Here is a 14,764-nt window from a genome sequence, read left to right on the forward strand (position 1 = left end):
TTGGAATGAGAATTGATAACTGTATAGATTTATTTATGGATGGTTTTTATACGAAGGAGATTAATTGTATTGATATTCCAATGGCGGCATGCTGTAGCATATATAGCCGGGATAATTATTTTTTTTATGTTTTTTTATTGATCATGTCATGGAATTTTTTGAATAATTCAGATGATTGGCTATATGTAAGAAAAAGAATAATCTCAGTTTTATATGGAAAGTTGTATGAGGAAACAAGTGAAAGTGTAGAAGATACATTTAATACAATAGTAAATGCTTTGAAAAATAATAATTTAGTATTGTGCATTTTTAAGTATGGAGCTTTGCCATATAGCAGATATTATCGAACTGGTACTTATGATCATGGGGTCATAATCTGTGGAATTGATGAAGAAAAAGAAATATTCAAAATTGCTGATCGCGAACTGATAAGACAATATATTGACGAAGGAATCTTCACAGCAGATGTTGTAGCAACACAATGGATCTCCTTTGCAATGTTAAAACAAATAATTCTAGAAAGTGAGCATATGTTTTGCGATAACAATGATAATATGACAGAACATTATCGAAAAACGTATATCATTGAGAATAGTATGAAAGCTATTGGATGGAGAGAAATTAAAGCTGAAGTATGTGAAATGATAAAAAGTAATTTTCATAATGGTATACGAGAATTTATAAAAAATATGAATACTGCAGATTATTTGGCTAAGGCTAATATGCAAAGTAATAGACGAAAGTATTATTTGTCCTTAGAGGCAATGACTAGAATACTTACTAAGTATTCTGAAAATGATCGTATGGTTCAGGATATATGGAAAAGATTTCTGGATAATAGACATTTTTTGATAGATAAAATTTATAAAAGTATTTATGCTAATGATTCATGTGATAATCTTGAAGAGTTTTTGTCATTAGATGAGCAATTAGCATTTGAATTTTTTGATGTTTTGGGAGAAAGCAATGGATAATTTAGCAAGGATAAGCGAAACGGGAATAGAGAAGGTATTTTTGCATACGGAGAAGGTAAAAGAAATATTGGAAAATGATATTTCTAATATGAATACATATCCAGTAAGTGTGGAACTGACACTTACTAATAGATGTAATCTTAATTGCTGCTATTGTTCTGACAAAGGATTAAGAGAGAGAGAAGGCATATCAGAAGAACTGAGCTTTGAAATTTTAAAAAGACTTTTTATTGATCTTAAAAATGGTGGAACAAAAGGTATAGTGATTGAAGGTGGTGGAGAGCCTACTTTGCACAGAGATTTCGATAAGATAATTGAGACAGCAAAAGAGGTTGGAATGAGTGTAGGCCTTATAACTAATGGAACAAGTAATCTTAGTAAAAAAACGCTGAAAGAATTTCAGTGGATAAGAGTTAGTTTAGATGCATCAAACGCTGATGAGTATAAGGCTTTAAAAGGGGTTGATGCATTTGAAGTAGTTCTTCAGAATTTGAAAAAATATAAGCAGAATTGTCAGACTGTTGGAATTGGTTATGTTGTAACTAAAAATAATATTAAAAACTTAGATGATATTATTGTTAGGCTTAGAGATATTGGCGTTGATTATGTACAGTTAAGACCTGTAGTTGATTGTCCTTCAATAGAACTTGCAAATGTTAATTTTGATTATTTAAAAAATTTTGAGTCAAAAGAATTCTATGTTGATACCAGTGGATTCAAAAATAATTCTTTTAAAGGGAATGGAGGAGTTCCATGCTATGCCAGCTCATTAACTTCTATCATTTCTGGGGATGGAAATGTATATATTTGTGGGCGATTAAATATATATGATTGGTTAAAACCAATTGGAAATATAAAGGAAACTACGTTCAAAGATATTTGGAATGGGGAAGAAAGAATAAGACAGTTGGAAATGATAAAGGATATATCTTTTTGTGAAAAAAAATGTCCACAATGTCGTATTAGTAAATACAATCTTTTTTTTGATAGCATGAGAAGAATAAAGACGATTGATTTTATATAAATTATGAAGTTGGAGGATATAAATATAAAATGAAAATCTTTATGGAAGATGAATATATCAGTAAGTTTTTTGAATATGAAAAAGAAATATTCGAGGATGGTTTTTGGTCTTGTGGAAGTAAAAATGAATTATTTGAAAAGAAATTCGGCGAAAAAGTAAATTTGTTTTCTAGGACTGTATCATCAGGGGGCGCAGGTCTTTACTCTATCTTAAAGTATATAAATGTTGAAGGGATGGAAGTAATACTTCCTACAAACACATTTATTGCAGATGCATATGCCATTAAGATGGCAGGGGGTAAAGTTGTTTATGCCGACTGCAATAAAGAAGATTTATGTCTCAGCTTTAATGACATGAAAAAGAAGATCACAAAAAATACAAAAGCGGTTGTGGTTGTTCATATTGGAGGACATATAGCATTTCAAATTAATGAAATCGCAGATTACTGTAGAGAAAAAGGCATATATCTTATAGAGGATTGTGCACATGCACATGGGGCTTCATGGAATGGGAAGAGCGCCGGTAGTTTTGGTTTTGCAGGATTTTACTCATTTTATGCAACAAAAACATTGCCACTTGGAGAGGGTGGAATGGTAGTCAGTCAAAACGAAGAGTTCATTAATTGGTTTGAGAAATTTAGAAATTATGGAAAAAGAGTGGAAGATGGAAAAGTCTTATATGACTTGGCAGAAGGCTTTAATTTCCGAATGAATGAGTTCAACGCGGCATTAGGACTGGTACAGCTAGAAAGACTGGATGAAATTCTGGAAAGAAAGAGAAAACTAGCTGCTAAGTATGATCAGATTTTTGATAAAAGAGTTGTTTTTCCCGAAGGAATGCAGTCTGGATATTATAAATATATTGCATTTGATGTTAATCTCACTGAGGAAACCGGAAGAGTATTTGGCATAAAAGATCTATGCCATAATGTAGAAAAATTAGACTTGGAACTTCCTAATAGCATATGGGTGGCAGAACATCATAGATGTGTGCCTATCTATGATGGTTATAGATACTCTGAAGAGAGTGTTGAGTTTTTAGAAAAGCAGTTAATTGTGAATGAGGTAATCTGAAATGAAGACAATAGATATGACAGAAGGAAAAATAGCAACTAAGCTAACAAAATTCGCTATTCCATTAATAGCCGGTAATATACTGCAGCAGATGTATGTATTTTTCGATACGCTGTTTGTGGGTAGATATATAGGAACAAATGGATTGGCTGCATTGGGAACTGTTGAATGGATTGTTTTCATAATAATCAGTGGAGCTCAGGGATTTACTCAGGGATTTTCAATAGATATAGCACAAAGTGCAGGAAAAAAGGATAGTAAGACATTAGAGGAGGCTATTGAAGGATCAATAAATGTGTGCGTGTTATTGTCAATAATCATAACGGCAGTTGGTTTGATATTTGGCAAAAGCCTTTTGAGGTCATTAAATACACCGGATGAAATTATTGACTTATCTTGGAGCTATTTGAGAATTCTTATACTGGGAATTGCCATAACAACTTTTTATAATATGTTTTCTGGAATATTGAGATCATATGGTAACAGCGTTACCCCTTTAAATGCTTTGATTCTATCTTCTATTGTGAATATTCTTTTGGATTTTCTGTTTATTTACCATTTTAAGTTAGGAGTAGTGGGAGCTGCAGTTGCGACATTGCTGGCGCAGTTAAGTTCTTTGATCTATTGTACCAAGTATGTTGTGAAGATTTTTGGGGATGATAAGCTGCATTTTTCATTTAATGTAAATCCAAGAAAAATGTATGAGTTGATCAAGCTTGGAGCCCCGTTATGCTTCCAAAACATAGTGATTGGTATTGGAGGAGTAGCGGTTCAAGCTGTCATAAATACATATGGAGCGATATTTATAGCTGGTTACACTGCAGCGAATAAACTATATGGTCTGTTAGAAATAGGAGCATGGGGCCTAAATGGAGCAGTTGGAACGTTTGTAGGACAAAATAAAGGTGCGAACAATTATCGAAGAGTAAACAAAGGATTTAGGGTATCAGTAGTTATGGCAATTGTGATGGGGGCATTTATGTCTGGAATCATGTTGGGACTGGGAGAGCCAATACTACGCCTGTTCTTAGAAGAAGAAGGTACCGTAAATATGAGCACCATAACGATTGGTAAAGAATTTTTAAACTTCTTAGCTGTCTTTTTTCCTTTGCTTTATATTTTGTATGTGCTTTATGCAGTTGTGCAGGGAATGGGAAATACGTTTATGTCTATGATATCAAGTTTTGCTCAATTGTTTATGCGAATCGCATGTGCATATTTATTAACTAGCAAAATAGGATATTATGGATTTTTTGTTGGCGAAGTTATGGCATGGGTAGGATCCAATTTGATGTTGTACATAGCATATAGAATAAAAATGAAGAAGTGGAGGTTGGAATGTTATGCCGAATAAAATAGATATTTATAAAATGCTTTGTGAAGGAATCAAAGAGGTTAAAGGTGCTGACTATACTGAGGATGAGATTGTAAAAAAGACATTTTGGGATTTGGGTGTTGATTCTCTTGAGTTTATAAAATTGGTCGTTTTTCTGGAAACGAAAAGTGGGTTAACAGTAGGTGATGAATTGTTGGCGTTTGCGGATCGAAGCGTAGAAGAATTTACAGCTAATCTTGTTGCGAACAATTAGTCGAAAAAATAAAAGATATGGCAAGGTGTATGTAGTGATTATAAGCGGGAAAAGAATCAAAACTGTTAAGGTCAAAGGCAATAGCTATTCAAGAGGCTATGAGTATGGAGAAATCTGTAAAAAAGAAATAAAAGAGAATATAAGACAATGTATAGAATTATGCAGATCATACAGAAAAATAAACAAAGAAACTTTATTTGATAATGCAGATAAATTCATACCGGCACTAAAAAAATATGATAAGAGCCTACTTGAAGAAATCCAGGGAATTGCTAATGGCGCAGGTGTCAGCCTCAAAGAAATAGTGTTGTTAAATGTCAAATCTGAACTCATGAATCAGTTGTGGGGGATAAATTCTCTTCATGAAGGCTGTTCTACATTCTCAATTAAAACTGATAATGGGAAAAGGACATTTTTGGCACAAACATGGGATTGGATAAAAGACGCAAGTGAAAGGATGATCATTCTTGTAGAAAAAAGATGAGAATCAGAGAGCTTTTATGACAGTAACAGAAGCGGGTGTGCTTGCAAATATCGGTGTCAACAATAAAGGTGTAAGTGTTTTTCTGAATTATATAAGTGTTATGGAGACTACTTATTCAGGTGCAGTTTACCATATCTTATTAAGAAGGGCTTTGGAATCTGACAATGCATTTGATTTACAAAACGCAATAATCCGATCCCCAATAGCATTCTCGATTCACATCATGTGCTGTGATAAGGAACACCAACCTGCAAGTTATGAATTAACTTCAACCTGGATATTTATAAGAAGAAGTGAGAGTAATTCCATTCTGCACACAAATCATATTTTGAGTGATTGGTTAAAGTGCAGAAAGCTGAGAGACAAACAATACATTGAATTTACCGGTAGATATAATGCATTGAAAAGCAAGGTTTCTGAATTGGTAAGGCGTGATAGGGTATCGGTGGACGATGTTTATGACGTTTTGAGGTCACATGACGGAGACGCGCCTATTTGCAGACATTTCTCAAATGAGGAGCCGTATGAAATGGGGACTGTTTTTTCAATGATCGTTGAATATGAGGATGAAGCGGATCCTAAAGTTTATTTATCGTTCGGTGAGCCATGTAGTAGCGAAATTCAGAAAAATGATATGACCGAATTGTTTGATTTTTAAAAAAGAAAACGGGAGAAGATTTAGACGGATGATTAAAGAACTGCCCTTTGTTGAACCTGAAATAATCACATTTGTATATGAAGCATACCCTTTAGGAATAATGAAAGCAAATGGTATTGACTATAAGAAGTGGCTTTATAGTAATTATATTCAAATAAATTGTCATGATGATATCGTAAAGGAAAAAGAGGTTTTCAATGTATTTTATGGTGAAGTTGGTATAAATGCACCGTATCTGAATGTACAGAAGTATTCATTGGATTTTCTTAAAAGAGCAGATATGGATTTAATACAGTTTTTTAAGAAATGCATAGAGCTGGACTGTTATGTGTATCTGAAAATGGATGAATTTTATATACCGCAGAGAGATGAATACAGAAAAGAAACCTTTATTCATGATGAAATGATTACTGGATATGATGAGAGCGGCTTTGGGGTCCTAGGGTATGACGATAAGGGCAAAATCTCAAAAATGATTCTTGGGTTTGATGAGTTTCTTTTGGCAGTATCAAGTAACGACTCAGTTTATCAAAAGCGAATGTGGGCTGATGATGTCTTTGTTATTACTCCGATAAAGAATTCATATGAATTAAATATAAACCTGATAAAGAGGTCATTATTTGATTAGATTTTTAAATGACGACTACTCCCTGGGGGAAAATCAGTATAAGGACTATCGGAGTATTAATGAATTGGCCAATATAATTCACATGCAGGCAATTAAGTATGAGATGTGTCCGAGTAAATTACTGTTAGAAAAAATGAAAGAAACAGTTAGACGAATACGCGAAGATGATAATAAGGTATTATCTGAGCTGTATTCAAGATTAGAATGCGTTTGCTAAATCCGTAGTGATAATTATGTTTAATAGGAAAAAAGTTGGAGCCTTAATATTATGATAAATGTAAAGTTGCCTGTAGTATATCCACCAATAACATCATATCCAGAGATTGCTCATATATTTTCTATACTTTTTAGTAACGAACAGAAAATCATTCCTTGGATCAGTGATAGGTTCGTACAAGTAATTGTTAGGGAAAATAAAGAATCTGCAGTAGTAGATTTTTATGATCATGCAGATATTGATAATTATTTTTCACTTATTTATGGATGTCCCTTTATCAGCTGGATGAGAGTTAGCAGTTCAATTATTCGGGGTAATAGCCTTGTAGAGTATTTGGATTTTTGTCTTAAGCAAGGATATTATGTGGAGCCTTGTCTTGATCAGTATTACTTTAGTTTTACGTATAGATTCAGTAAAGAACACTTCATTCATACAGCGTTATTATCTGAAATTGATTATGAGAATAACCGGGTCAGAATTCATGATTTCTTTAATGAAAAAAGATACGATGATCATTGGGTAGATATAGAAAGCCTGGAAAAGAGCATGAATAATGATTATTTGATTAATCTTTATAAATATCAGGAAGCCGATTATGAATGGAATGTGGATCTCTTAAGGACTCAACTTAGTGATTTTTTGAATGCTGATGACAGTCTCAGGTATTTTGAACATTCTTATCAAAGCTATAACAAAAGTGGAATATGGTACGGCATATCAGTGTATGATTATTTGTTGGGAAAGTTTATGGAAGGAGATAAAGCGTTTGATAGTAAGCCAATTCACATATTATATGACAGACAGGAACTGATGATAAGAAGATTGAAATATATGGCTACACTAAGAATGTTTGATGATTGCACTATTGAAACGATAAAGAAAGAGTGCGTTGAGATTAAGGAACTGTTATTGGTAGTGAGGAATATGGTCTTAAAGTATAATCTACTTCAAGATAAGTCGATTGTTAACAAGATATGCGGAAAACTACAGACCATTAAGCAAAAAGAGCTTTCAATGAGTGAGAAAATCCTTTATATGATCAAATAACACTTCATGACAACTGAAAAAATGAATTGCTGTTTCCTTTGTAGGATTAGCTGGGAAATCTACAATTGTTAAGCTTTTGTGTAGATTATATGCTGTTACAGAGGGAGAAATATTATTGAATAGAATAAGTATTTATGAGTATGAATACAAAGAATATTTAACTTAAGCTTCGCACATTGACAAATTATGATCATAGCAACATCATGACATCCACATGAAACAATCCATTTTCGCAAAGCTATAAGATCAGGAATCAGTGTGGAGAATTTCTCTGGTTTCAGATAAAGGTGTCGCTCCAATTGGACCAGACAGTACGTTTGCAACAATTTTTTCTTTGTGGACATCAAGACCACAAGAACGTTTAAGAATATCATTCATAACGGTCTCCTTCCTACCAATAATAGTAAATGACAGGAGTCCTGCCCGAGATGATACGAACTTTGCTACGCGTGCTAACCGAAGATACAACAATATGCTGTGCTCAAAGGCAGGGCACTCACGTTGAAAATCGGGGTATTAAAATCCACCAAGGTGTGACCAAGTTCTGTCCTGTCAAATTAATTATCGGCAGAAAGAAAGTAAGCTATTTTCATAACAGGCTGTGAGTGCGATGCAGCCATGGTACGTTGAAAATTGCAAATATTTATACCGAAAAGCTCTCCGAGTCCCTTGACCCACTTTGCGGGCTTTGCCCGCACCCGTCCTCGCCGGAAGCAGGCCAGCAAGCACACTTGCTGACCTAAGATATAGGATGATCCGTGAACCTTATGTCAAGAGACTTTCGCGGCATATCCTCACCGGCTGCGCCGGTTCCGGTATTCCACGGTTCCCTTGACAACGGTTCCGCTCCGGGATCAGGCTGACTTTTCCTTCTGCATTTCGAGGATGGTCTGTTGACCGAGAAAGATTATTAACTGCCATTTACCCGGCATGTTTCCGCCGTTTGAAATGATGTCATTTTCAACCAATGGACGCCGATAGTTGTGGATCTTATGCGGACGAAGTAAGTTGTAATAAGCAACCCAAAGCGCGAGATCATAGTTGGCACCGTCGTAGTTGTCGAACCCGTTTGTGAGGCGATACGAGGATTTATAGGTGCGGTTCAGTCGTTTAATCATCTGCTTGAAAGGAAAGTAGAAATAGCAAATGTTAAAAAACAGCATAATAAATGGAAGGCTAATATAAGAACAGTTACAAAGCCTGCACAAACAAAGAAATATGCCAAATATAAATAAGAAAACATATCTTATAGGGGAGTGTTTTGAAGTGGTAGCATAACACTTCTTCAGAAAAAAATCAAAGAAAAATCTATCCAAAAACTTAATCAAATAATCTGTCAAAATCAGTGCGGTCATCATGATAATTAATATTCCTTTAACAATTTTGTTTTATCTTACATCAATTACAGGTCGGAATCAATAGGGAAAAATAAAATAAAATGTGTCGTTCAGGAAAAAAACGTGTCGTTCAGGAAATGGTATGCTTAAAAGTATTGTATTACAAAATATTGTGATTATAATGATATTTGTTCGAACATTACTGGCCAGGAAGGTAACTGTAAAAGATTGTTTGTTAAGAAGTTGGTTAAGCCGCCAGAAGAGGTTTACGGTGGCTTAACTGTATGTGGAGGAAGAAGATGGGAAAAAGATGTGCAGGTTTTTTATGGGTACTTGCAGCATGTATGCTCTTTGGATGTTCGAATGCTGGTAGTGACGATACAGCAGCAAAAAGTGAAGCTTTTTCAGATAAAAAAACAATAAAATTAGATTTTCCTAAGACATATCAGAAAGTGGACGGAAAAGTTAAATTTAATTGTAATATTGTTGCAGGCAACGATGTAAACAGTTTATATGTTGCAAAGGCAAAGAAAAAGAGTGTTGAATGGAATAATGTATATTCGGCTTTGTGGAGTGATGGTGATAACGGAAAAGTTGAAGACGAAGTCGATGAAAATGGTGCTAAGGAATATAATAGAACACTAGGAGATAAGCATCTTAGTTTTAACGAAAATACTACATTTATTTCATTTGGTACAGGTTATTATTATAAATACGATTTTGTAAATTCCTATAATGATGAAGAGGCAATATCTGGATATAATAGAGATGTATTCCAGAAAAGTAAGGATTTTAGTTTTGCTTCAGGACAAGAGGCGTTTACTAAGGTTGAAGATGAATTGAAAAAGTGCGGATTAGATGAAAAATTAGATTATTCATATTGTGCACTGGATCATAATGTTCTAGCAGCTAATGAAGAGTCTGTACCATATGAAGATTCTGATAAAAAATATCAGCCGTGGTCAAATGATGCAGATTGCTATCAATTATATATAAGACAGCTTTATCAGGGACTTCCAGTCTATTATATGAACGGAATGGCAAGTGATAAGAATATTGCAGGTGATGAGTATAATGCAATTAAAGCTATGGTTTCCCAAAATGGAGTTGAGGATCTTTATGTAGGCTGTATTTTTAATTTCGAGGATGAAAAACAGGTTACTTCTGTAGCTTCATTTGATGAAGTTATCAATCGAATTTCCAAAAAATATAATAAAATAATAGGCGATGGTTCAATTGAAATAAATGAAATTAAACTGTTTTACTATGTTGAAAACTATGCCTACAATAAAGATAATTTCAAGATTAAGCCATGCTGGGTTGCAAGAGGCAAGGATACTGTGGATGGAAGATATACTGAAACAGTAATAGATGCTCAGACTGGAAAGGAAATTGTTATATGTTCTCAATTTTAAAATTGAGTAAAAAAATGAAAACAGGAATGTTTTTTACTGATTTTTGCAGAGCATTTTTTTCATTGAAATTTATATTGGCATTAATTGGAACAATTTCAGTTTTATTCGTGACTCTAATTGATAATATTTCTTGCAGAAGTGATGTTGTCAGTGTGTTTTTTCTGGTGGAATTTAGCAATTTTTCACTTATGATTCTTATTACATCAGCGTATGCGTATGCTGATGCTATTTGTGAGGATATTGAGTATAAGTATAATGGAGAATCCCAAATATCTTATATTAGATGAGCCTTTCAATGGACTCGATAATAATGGTGTACAGGAAATAAGAAAACTCTTATTGGAAATGAAACAGATGGGAAAAACTATTCTTGTTGCCAGTCATAATCCGGAAGACATAAATATTTTGTGTGACAAGGTATATAGAATGGATGGCGGAGTACTGATCTGAAAAAGAAAATATTGGTAGTAAAGCGAAGAAGCAGATGAAGAACGCATAGAAAAATCAAACAAAGAGAGCGAAACGGGAGTTTTCTCGTGTCGCTCTCTCTTTAGGTAGGAGATTTACAGACTATGTTTCTCTATGTTAACGATTCGGATTGGCAGGATCCGTCCCAAATGGGGAAGCGGCTTAACAGCTGGTAATAATTAGTTAGCCATCGCTAACAAAAACTATATTAGCATAAGCTAACAAATAATGCAAGTAAAAAAATAATTTTTTTTTAAAAAAAGTACTTGCATTTATATTTTAAACGTGGTATAAATAATAACTGTCGCGAGGCACTACAGAAACACGAAAGCGACACAATAAAATACATATGGACCGCTAGCTCAGTTGGTAGAGCACCTGACTCTTAATCAGGTTGTCCAGGGTTCGAGACCCTGGCGGTCCACTGGTTCTAAGGATTGGAGTTAAGGCTTCAATCCTTTTTTGCTATAAACTAAAATTATCTAGAGGGGAAAGATATGACAACAAAAGAGAATTTGAAAGTTTTATATGATGTACAAAAGAAGGCGAAGATGTATATGCATGCAGCTGGAGTACTGCAATATGACAAGGAAACCATTTGCCCAAGGGCGGCAATGAAAGAACAGGGAGAGATAGTAAGTGAGCTTTACAATATAGCATTTACTATGTTCAAGGACGATAAGTTTGTTGATGCTGCGAACAAGCTTTATGAGCACTTGGATGAACTTGATGAATTTGATAGATCTGCGGTCATCTGCCTGCATGATCAGTATCTTAGAATAAAGAATATTACTCCAGAGAAGAATCTTGAATATTCTAATATCTACAATGATGGATTTGTTGCCTGGCTTGAAGGAAAAGAGAAGGCGGATTTTAGTATTTTTACTCCAAAGCTTGAGAAAATAGTGGATATAACCTATGAACAGAGAGAATTATGCGAGAAGAAATATGAAGATGTATACGATTTCGTTTTTGATAATTATGAAAAGGGTGTAACTTCTAAAGATTTGGATGAATGTTTTGGGTATTTTAAAGAAAGAGCTATTCCGCTTCTTAACAGAATCAAGAATAGCAACAAAAAAATTCGTACAGATTTTTTGTCCAGGCCTGTATCAGATGATGCTCAGAGAAAACTTGCAGAAAAGCTTATGGATATTTTAGGTATGGATAAGGACAGAAGAGCACTTACAACAAGTGAGCATCCGTTTACAGACAGCTACAGCTATAATGATGTTAGAATCACAACCCACTATTATCCTACAGCATTTATTTCCAGCATGTATTCTGTAATACACGAAGGCGGACACGCATTGTTCGAGCAGTTTCAGGCCAAAGAGAACTTTGACCATTACCTTAATAAAAAGACAATGGGAATGCATGAGTCAGTATCCAGATTCTATGAGAATATCATTGGCAGAAGTAAAGGCTTTGTACATTTAATTTATCCGGTACTTCAAGAGGTATTTCCTGATGTAATGGCAGATGTTACTGAGAAAGAGTTGTATGAAGCACTTAATGTGGTCGAGCCGTCACTTATAAGAACAGAGGCTGATGAGTTTACCTATACTTTCCATGTAATCATCCGATATGAAATTGAAAGAATGATTTTGGAAGGAAAGGCAAAAGTAAGTGATATTCCGCAAATCTGGAGTGACAAATACTATGAATATCTTGGTATTCGTCCACAGAATGATAAAGAGGGTGCTCTTCAGGATATGCACTGGTCAGATGGTTTTGGTTATTTCCCGACTTATGCACTTGGAAATATGTACAATTCCATGTATTTCAATACTATGAAAAAAGATATGGATGTCGAAAAAGAAGTTGAAGAAGGGCACATGGACAAAATCCTTGACTGGATGAAAGAACATGTATTTGCAAGAGCAGATAGAATGGATCCAAAGCCTTGGATTAAAGAAATTACAGGAAGAGATTTTACAGCTAAAGATTTTCTTGATTATCTGGAAGAAAAGTATAGCGCTATTTATGAGTTGTGATTTTTGAGAAAACTATATGAATAGAATAACCATAAAAATCAAAGCAGATAAAAGTTACACTTATACAGTTCCTTATGGCAAGAAGCTTTCTGATGTAATAAGAAATAATAGAATTCCTGTGGGTTATCCATGCGCAGGGCGTGGCATATGCGGTAAATGCAGAGTCTTGTTTGTTAAAGGGGCTCCTTTGGCAACTTCCAGAGATTTGGCTCTTCTTGGAGAATCTTTATGTGCAGAAGGCTACAGGCTTTCCTGTATGGCTATTTTGAAAGAGAATGCGGAGATTATCGTAGAAAGTAGAGAAGATATTGTTGTAGATAATAATGCATATCGTCTTCCTTTTCTTTTTGAAAAAAAAAGTTGCATATCATCAGATAGTGATGATGGTAGTATGCGCCTTGTATCTTCGATAAATGGTGTAACTGATAATGCAAATGAAGGTGATGATAGAAAATCTTGTGCATATAAGATAGGAATCGACATAGGAACTACAACTATTGAAGCTGTGCTTATGGAACTGAAAGATGGCGGGATGTATGAGGCTGCAAGATCTTATAGTGTTAATCATCAGAAAAGCTATGGCGCAGATGTTATTTCGCGAATTGAAAATGCATCTATTCATGGGAAAGCCAAAGAGCTAAGACGAATTGTCTGTAATGACCTGGAAAAGATAATTACAGATTTGTTAACAAAATCCGGAAAGAAGCTTTCAGACATATCGCTTTGTGTGATATCTGGTAACACTACTATGCTGCATCTTTTGCTGGGATATGATTGCTCGGGACTAGGGAAATATCCTTATAAAGCGGAAAATCTTGATGCGAGGGTTTTATCTTTGCAAAAGACTGGGTTATTTCCAGAATCTCAAAATGACTGCCAAGTGGTTATTTTTCCTGGATTTTCATCTTTTGTTGGTGCAGATATATTATCTGGAATCTATGAGATTATAAACCTTCGTGAATATGAGGATAAAAAGGGCCGGCATATTCAGGCAGATACTCTAAATGCAGATGATAAAAACGATAATATTTCTTTGTCAAAACCTTTTATGCTGATTGACCTTGGTACAAATGGAGAAATGGCACTATTTGTGCATGGAAAGATTTATTGCCTTTCAACTGCCGCCGGACCTGTATTTGAAGGCGGTGGTATAAGAGATGGCATAGCTAGCGTGAAAGGTGCTATAAGCAATGCTGTAATCTGCAAAGATGGCGAGGAAAGATCTGATAATAGCTGTGTCACATCTAGAGTAATGGAAAATGGATACAGGCTAAAGTTGTGGACGATTGAAAATGGTGACATTACAGGAATATGCGGCTCGGGAGTTTTAGAGCTTACTTCAGAACTGGTAAGAAATAAAATGGTTGATGCTAATGGCCTTTTGGCTGAGCCTTTTTTTGAGAATGGAATAATTCTGGATGAAGAGAAAAACATAAGGTTTTATCAGGAAGATATCAGAAAAGTTCAACTGGCTAAGGCGGCTGTTTTTACGGCGGCATCATTTTTACTGGATAAGAGCAGGGTGTTAGATAGTAGTGTAAATATTCATGGTGAAAAAATGGATATTTATCTTGCGGGAGGATTCTGCAGTAAGATGAATCTTGCAAGACTTCGCAGCCTTAAGATGTTTCCGGAACAACTCTATGATAGCAGATATGTAGATAATATTAGAATACTTGGGAACGCTTCGCTTAATGGGACTGTATGCTTTATGCAGAAAGAAAGTGCTGTTGGAATGGAAAAGGCGGTAAACGAGCTTTCTGCTATAAAGAAGAGAAATAATGAAATAAATCTTTCGATGGAAGATGGATTTGACGATAAGTACTATGAAGCTTTGAATTTTTAGTGGTGTA

At 34.7% G+C, this 14,764-nt stretch carries 13 protein-coding genes, 1 tRNA gene and 3 pseudogenes; 15 read left to right on the plus strand and 2 right to left on the minus strand.

Annotation, left to right across the window (positions count from 1 at the left end):
- Positions 1–5: 5 nt before the first annotated feature.
- From G634_RS0109190 to G634_RS0109235, 10 genes and pseudogenes are all read left to right on the plus strand, one after another.
- Positions 6–974 (plus strand): hypothetical protein, encoded by a 969-nt coding sequence (locus tag G634_RS0109190; protein WP_026505047.1) that lies wholly within the window; start codon positions 6–8, stop codon positions 972–974.
- A complete protein-coding gene (locus G634_RS18645; protein WP_051233797.1) occupies positions 967–1,998 on the plus strand; it encodes a radical SAM protein in 1,032 nt (343 codons plus the stop codon). The genes G634_RS0109190 and G634_RS18645 overlap by 8 nt, the downstream gene beginning before the upstream one ends.
- Positions 1,999–2,027: 29 nt before the next feature.
- The gene (locus tag G634_RS0109200; RefSeq protein ID WP_026505048.1) at positions 2,028–3,071 is read left to right on the plus strand and encodes a DegT/DnrJ/EryC1/StrS family aminotransferase; all 1,044 of its coding nucleotides are present in this window, start codon (positions 2,028–2,030) and stop codon (positions 3,069–3,071) included.
- A gap of 1 nt (position 3,072) precedes the next feature.
- Positions 3,073–4,425: an MATE family efflux transporter gene (locus tag G634_RS0109205; RefSeq protein ID WP_026505049.1), complete on the plus strand. Its 1,353-nt coding sequence runs from the start codon at positions 3,073–3,075 to the stop codon at positions 4,423–4,425.
- Complete coding sequence (locus G634_RS0109210; RefSeq protein ID WP_026505050.1) at positions 4,415–4,660, plus strand: phosphopantetheine-binding protein; 246 nt, start codon at positions 4,415–4,417, stop codon at positions 4,658–4,660. The genes G634_RS0109205 and G634_RS0109210 overlap by 11 nt, the downstream gene beginning before the upstream one ends.
- Positions 4,661–4,694: 34 nt before the next feature.
- The gene (locus G634_RS21760; RefSeq protein WP_155830545.1) at positions 4,695–5,144 is read left to right on the plus strand and encodes a C45 family autoproteolytic acyltransferase/hydolase; all 450 of its coding nucleotides are present in this window, start codon (positions 4,695–4,697) and stop codon (positions 5,142–5,144) included.
- Positions 5,145–5,154: 10 nt separating this feature from the next.
- Positions 5,155–5,802, plus strand: a pseudogene (locus tag G634_RS21765) (C45 family autoproteolytic acyltransferase/hydolase); the annotation flags it as partial.
- A gap of 28 nt (positions 5,803–5,830) precedes the next feature.
- Positions 5,831–6,430, plus strand: a complete 600-nt coding sequence (locus G634_RS0109225; protein ID WP_026505053.1) for a hypothetical protein — start codon at positions 5,831–5,833, stop codon at positions 6,428–6,430.
- On the plus strand, positions 6,423–6,647 hold the full coding sequence (locus G634_RS0109230) for a hypothetical protein (RefSeq protein ID WP_026505054.1): 225 nt from the start codon (positions 6,423–6,425) through the stop codon (positions 6,645–6,647). Before G634_RS0109225 ends, G634_RS0109230 begins: the two co-directional genes overlap by 8 nt.
- 51 nt (positions 6,648–6,698) lie before the next feature.
- On the plus strand, positions 6,699–7,694 hold the full coding sequence (locus tag G634_RS0109235; RefSeq protein WP_026505055.1) for a hypothetical protein: 996 nt from the start codon (positions 6,699–6,701) through the stop codon (positions 7,692–7,694).
- Positions 7,695–7,940: 246 nt separating this feature from the next.
- On the opposite strand, the gene G634_RS21775 is transcribed toward G634_RS0109235, so the two are convergent.
- Positions 7,941–8,072 carry a hypothetical protein gene (locus tag G634_RS21775; RefSeq protein ID WP_256379365.1) on the minus strand — a complete coding sequence of 44 codons (132 nt, stop codon included), beginning with the start codon at positions 8,070–8,072 and terminating at the stop codon, positions 7,941–7,943.
- A 476-nt stretch (positions 8,073–8,548) separates the two neighbouring features.
- A pseudogene (locus tag G634_RS21985) lies at positions 8,549–8,824 on the minus strand (integrase core domain-containing protein); the annotation flags it as partial.
- 506 nt (positions 8,825–9,330) lie between these two features.
- On the opposite strand from G634_RS21985, the gene G634_RS0109245 reads away from it, so the two are divergent.
- The 5 genes and pseudogenes from G634_RS0109245 to G634_RS20320 all read left to right on the plus strand — a co-directional run bounded on the left by G634_RS0109245 (position 9,331) and on the right by G634_RS20320 (position 14,757).
- A complete protein-coding gene (locus tag G634_RS0109245; RefSeq protein WP_026505056.1) occupies positions 9,331–10,446 on the plus strand; it encodes a hypothetical protein in 1,116 nt (371 codons plus the stop codon).
- A 249-nt stretch (positions 10,447–10,695) separates the two neighbouring features.
- Positions 10,696–10,896 (plus strand): annotated as a pseudogene (locus tag G634_RS0109255) (multidrug ABC transporter ATP-binding protein); the annotation flags it as partial.
- A 369-nt stretch (positions 10,897–11,265) separates the two neighbouring features.
- A tRNA-Lys gene (locus tag G634_RS0109260) sits at positions 11,266–11,338 on the plus strand.
- A gap of 73 nt (positions 11,339–11,411) precedes the next feature.
- Complete coding sequence (locus G634_RS0109265) at positions 11,412–12,911, plus strand: carboxypeptidase M32 (RefSeq protein ID WP_051233798.1); 1,500 nt, start codon at positions 11,412–11,414, stop codon at positions 12,909–12,911.
- 16 nt (positions 12,912–12,927) lie between these two features.
- On the plus strand, positions 12,928–14,757 hold the full coding sequence (locus G634_RS20320; RefSeq protein ID WP_026505060.1) for an ASKHA domain-containing protein: 1,830 nt from the start codon (positions 12,928–12,930) through the stop codon (positions 14,755–14,757).
- Positions 14,758–14,764: the final 7 nt, after the last annotated feature.

It is taken from the genome of Butyrivibrio sp. NC3005 (assembly GCF_000424545.1).
GTDB lineage: Bacteria > Bacillota > Clostridia > Lachnospirales > Lachnospiraceae > Butyrivibrio.

What these genes read in the sequence shown, in the direction of transcription:
- G634_RS0109205 (WP_026505049.1), top strand. Translation starts at nt 3,073, where the DNA reads ATGAAGACAATAGATATGACAGAAGGAAAAATAGCAACTAAGCTAACA.
- G634_RS18645 (WP_051233797.1), top strand. Translation starts at nt 967, where the DNA reads ATGGATAATTTAGCAAGGATAAGCGAAACGGGAATAGAGAAGGTATTT.
- G634_RS0109200 (WP_026505048.1), top strand. Translation starts at nt 2,028, where the DNA reads ATGAAAATCTTTATGGAAGATGAATATATCAGTAAGTTTTTTGAATAT.
- G634_RS0109210 (WP_026505050.1), top strand. Translation starts at nt 4,415, where the DNA reads ATGCCGAATAAAATAGATATTTATAAAATGCTTTGTGAAGGAATCAAA.
- G634_RS0109225 (WP_026505053.1), top strand. Translation starts at nt 5,831, where the DNA reads ATGATTAAAGAACTGCCCTTTGTTGAACCTGAAATAATCACATTTGTA.
- G634_RS21775 (WP_256379365.1), bottom strand. Translation starts at nt 8,072, where the DNA reads ATGAATGATATTCTTAAACGTTCTTGTGGTCTTGATGTCCACAAAGAA.
- G634_RS0109245 (WP_026505056.1), top strand. Translation starts at nt 9,331, where the DNA reads ATGGGAAAAAGATGTGCAGGTTTTTTATGGGTACTTGCAGCATGTATG.
- G634_RS0109265 (WP_051233798.1), top strand. Translation starts at nt 11,412, where the DNA reads ATGACAACAAAAGAGAATTTGAAAGTTTTATATGATGTACAAAAGAAG.
- G634_RS20320 (WP_026505060.1), top strand. Translation starts at nt 12,928, where the DNA reads ATGAATAGAATAACCATAAAAATCAAAGCAGATAAAAGTTACACTTAT.
- G634_RS0109190 (WP_026505047.1), top strand. Translation starts at nt 6, where the DNA reads ATGAGAATTGATAACTGTATAGATTTATTTATGGATGGTTTTTATACG.
- G634_RS0109235 (WP_026505055.1), top strand. Translation starts at nt 6,699, where the DNA reads ATGATAAATGTAAAGTTGCCTGTAGTATATCCACCAATAACATCATAT.